The sequence below is a fragment of the Synechococcus sp. F70.1 genome (genome assembly GCF_047502745.1).
Lineage (GTDB): Bacteria > Cyanobacteriota > Cyanobacteriia > Thermostichales > Thermostichaceae > Thermostichus.
Genome location: NZ_JANSJL010000001.1, coordinates 1 through 3,388, shown reverse-complemented (window position 1 = coordinate 3,388; position 3,388 = coordinate 1). Strand labels below are relative to the sequence as shown.

The window sequence follows — 3,388 nt, the reverse complement described above, 5'->3', positions numbered from 1 at the left end:
CAGCGGCGAACCTACTGGAGGGGTGACCCTCCGGAAAAATAGCTCGGTGCCAGACTCCACCACGCCCCCTCTCACCAAAAAGGGGCTGCTCTTCCTGCTTGTTACTAGGGGCCTGCCGACGGTGCTTGAGGAGAGGGGGAACTGCTATGCAAGAAGGGTTGCACTGCTACGAATCCTAGTCCAAAAGAGCCAGCCACTAAGACGATAGCTGCTGCTATCCAAAGTAGGGGGGATCCTTGGGAGCCATGGTGGTGATCCCGGGGACGCTGGTAGGCTTCGCTGGGATAGAGAGCTGGATTCCCCCTGTTCTGCATTAGCTCCTCTAGAGAAGGAAATTGGTACTTAGCCTGGGGCGAAGGGGGCACGGCAGGGGTTTCATGAGGAGGGCAGGTGGGAACAGCGGAGAAGTGGGCTTGGTGAAGCGACTCAGAAGGGGGCCCAGTTAAGCTCAAGGTAGGAGAGTAGCCATTGCTGGAGAAGGGTGAAGCTTCGCTGCGGGCTTGGCGCTGCTTAAGGCGATTGAGAAAGTCGTAGGGCGAGGAGGTTGGGTTATCCCTTCGCCAGGACGCTGTAGTAGCTTCTCTTTCGGAAGCAGCAGCTTGTTGACTTGAGTCAGCAAGCCGCAGGTTAAGTTGCTGCAGGCGCTTTAGGATCTGGCCCACGTGTCCCTGAATTTCTTGCTCGAGGGCGGCAATTTCTCCAGACAACTGCTGATGCAAGGTGCGCAAGCGCTGATTTTCCAAGGAGAGGCGGCTTACCTGTTGACGGGCAGACTCCAGCTCTTCGGCCATTTGTTGATGTACCCGGAGCGGCACTGTCCCAGGCCTAGGCTCAGTTTCCAGGGCCTCGGGAGAGGGAAAGCTGTTGTTGCTGCTAGGAGCTACAGAGAGGCTGGAAGCCCGAAAGTTGTGTTGCATAAGACCTACACTGTGAAATCTGGATCTTCTAAGGGTAGTGCTAAACGCCGCCTACCCCCGCCTGCCTAGCGCTAGGCCTAGGGCAAGCAGCGATTGCTACCCCAAGCATAGCGCCAAGCTTTGCGAATGGGAGCCCCTGGAGAGCATTTTCTCTACTTTGTGCTCCCTTCTGAAGCAAGGGAGTCCTGGAGGAGGCGCTCTAAATCCCGGCGCGACGGTCGTTCCAACTGCTCTAACTGTTCCAACTCGTGAGCAAAGTCTTTGATGTCTCGAAACCGACGATACACAGAGGCAAAGCGCAGGTAGGCCACTTCACTCAGATGCCGCAGGCGCTCCAAAACCATCTCGCCAATGCGGAGGGTGGTTACTTCCTGCACATCTTCTAATTGGAGCTTCTCTTCGATCTCGTTGACCAGCTCTTCCATTTGCTTAAGGGTCACGGGAGTTTTCTCACAGGCGCGCATCACCCCCTGTAAGATCTTGTTGCGGTTAAAACTCTCCCGGGATCCATCCCGTTTAATGACCATGATGGGCATGAATTCGATGCGCTCATAGGTGGTGAAGCGATAGCCACAGGACATGCATTCCCGCCGCCGCCGCACGCTTTGGCCACCTTCTGCCGAACGGGACTCCAAAACACGGATTTCTTGCTTGCCGCAGCGGGGACATTTCATGACGTGGGCTCCTTAGAACCAAGTAGCACGCGAAAAAGGGTCTCCAATTCTAGTGAATACCAAACAGCAGGCCCAGGGAGTTGCCCCTAGGCATTGGACGTGGACTCCCACCAAGCAGCGGCTTGCGCTTGGATTTGGGCTTTGATCCCTGGCTGCAGGCGATCCAGGTGGGCTAGTACCCATTTCATCCTTCCCAGAGGAAGCAAGAGAGAACGATGGCGCAACAGGAAATCCCAGTAGAAGGTATTGAAGGGACAGGCCCGTTCGCCAACCTTCTCGCTGGGATTGTAGCGGCAGCGGCGGCAGTAGTCACTCATTTTGCAAATGTACTGGGCAGAAGCGGCGTAGGGCTTGGTGGAAAGCATGCCGCCGTCGGCAAAAAGGCCCATGCCGATGACGTTGGGCTGCATCACCCAGTCGTAGCTGTCGATGAAGACATCGTGAAACCAGGCTTCTACAGCTTGGGGCTGGATGCCGGCAATGAGCGAGAAATTGCTGAGTACCATCAGCCGCTGGATGTGATGGGCGTAGCCGTGGCGACGAATCTGGCCGAGGGTGTGCCGCAGACAGGCCATGTCGGTTTCGCCCGTCCAGAAGAACTGGGGCAGGGGGCGGTGGTGGCCGAAGAAGTTCTTCTGGGCATAGCCGTTGGGCATTTGGTATTCGTAGAAGCCGCGCAGGTATTCTCGCCAGCCCAGGATCTGGCGGATGAAGCCTTCGGCCGAAGGGAGGGGGATCCCGCCGCGATGGTAGGCCTGCTCGGCAGCAGCGATGACTTCGTGGGGGGTGAGAAGTCCTAGGTTGAGGTAGGGCGAAAGGAGGGAGTGGTAGAGGAAGTCTTCCCCGGCTTGCATGGCGTCCTGCCAAGGACCGAAGTAAGGCAGGCGGTGCTGAATGAAGTCCTCAAGCACCTGCAAGGCTTGGGTGCGAGTAACAGCCCAGCCAAAGCCTTCCAGGGATCCGAAGTGGTGGCCGTAACGTCGCCGCACTTTCTCCATCACCGCCTGAGTGATGGCATCGGGGGGAAACGTCAAAGGGGGAGGGTAGCGCCGGCCAGGCTGGGGAGGCTGGCGGTTTTCCCGGTCGTAATTCCAGCGCCCGCCGAGGGGCTGGGAGCCGTCCATCAGAATGCGGAAGCGTTTGCGCCCTTGACGGTAGAAGTCCTCTAGGAGGAGGCGCTTGCGGCCTAGGGCCCAGTCGATAAATTGGCGAGCTGTCCATAGGAAGTGGTTGTTTTCTAGGACTAGGAGCGGGCAGGGGAGGACGGATCTTAGCTTTTCCACCTCCTCGCGGACGGGGATGTCGGCGGGCTGCATGAGGCGGATTTGTTGCAACCGGTTTTGCCTGGCCCAGGCTTGTAGAGGCTCGGCATAGCCCTCGGCTTCCACATAGGTGACGGGGTGGCCGCGCTGCTGCAATTCCTGGGCAAAGTGGCGCATGGCCGACCAGACCAGGACCAGCTTTTGCTGGTGATGGTTGCGGGAGCTGGCCCAGGCGTGGGATTCGATGAAAAGAACGGGAACGCGGTGGGGGGGTAGATCCGAGAGAGAGGCAAGGGCAGCTTGCTGCGGGTGGAGCTGATCGGGGAGGATCCAGACGCCTGTGGGACTAGAGGGTGGAACGGTCATGGGGAGGTGGGTACTGTCTAAGGGCAGCCCAAGTTGAGTGTAGCGTCGGGAATCAGGGCCAAGGCAATGGAGAGGGCATCCAGTTGGCTGGCGGGGGCAAGAGGACCGGGGGGGATCCCTTTGCTCAAGGCCTGGGCCGGACTGGGGATGGCGGCGCTGTTGCTGCTGC

The 3,388-nt window shown here is 58.7% G+C and carries 3 protein-coding genes; all 3 read right to left on the bottom strand.

Features of this window, described 5'->3' with window-relative positions; all coding sequences use genetic code 11:
- Positions 1–104: 104 nt before the first annotated feature.
- The gene (locus NW860_RS00015; RefSeq protein WP_414511853.1) at positions 105–917 is read right to left on the bottom strand and encodes a hypothetical protein; all 813 of its coding nucleotides are present in this window, start codon (positions 915–917) and stop codon (positions 105–107) included.
- Positions 918–1,069: 152 nt separating this feature from the next.
- Entirely contained in the window at positions 1,070–1,591 is a 522-nt protein-coding gene (gene nrdR / locus NW860_RS00010) for a transcriptional regulator NrdR (protein ID WP_414511852.1), read from the bottom strand.
- A gap of 86 nt (positions 1,592–1,677) precedes the next feature.
- On the bottom strand, positions 1,678–3,219 hold the full coding sequence (locus NW860_RS00005) for a cryptochrome/photolyase family protein (RefSeq protein ID WP_414511851.1): 1,542 nt from the start codon (positions 3,217–3,219) through the stop codon (positions 1,678–1,680).
- Between the last annotated feature and the right edge of the window lie 169 nt (positions 3,220–3,388).

Excerpts from the sequence above, each read along its gene's own strand:
- NW860_RS00015 (WP_414511853.1), bottom strand. The coding sequence starts at position 917 with ATGCAACACAACTTTCGGGCTTCCAGCCTCTCTGTAGCTCCTAGCAGC.
- NW860_RS00005 (WP_414511851.1), bottom strand. The coding sequence starts at position 3,219 with ATGACCGTTCCACCCTCTAGTCCCACAGGCGTCTGGATCCTCCCCGAT.
- nrdR (WP_414511852.1), bottom strand. The coding sequence starts at position 1,591 with ATGAAATGTCCCCGCTGCGGCAAGCAAGAAATCCGTGTTTTGGAGTCC.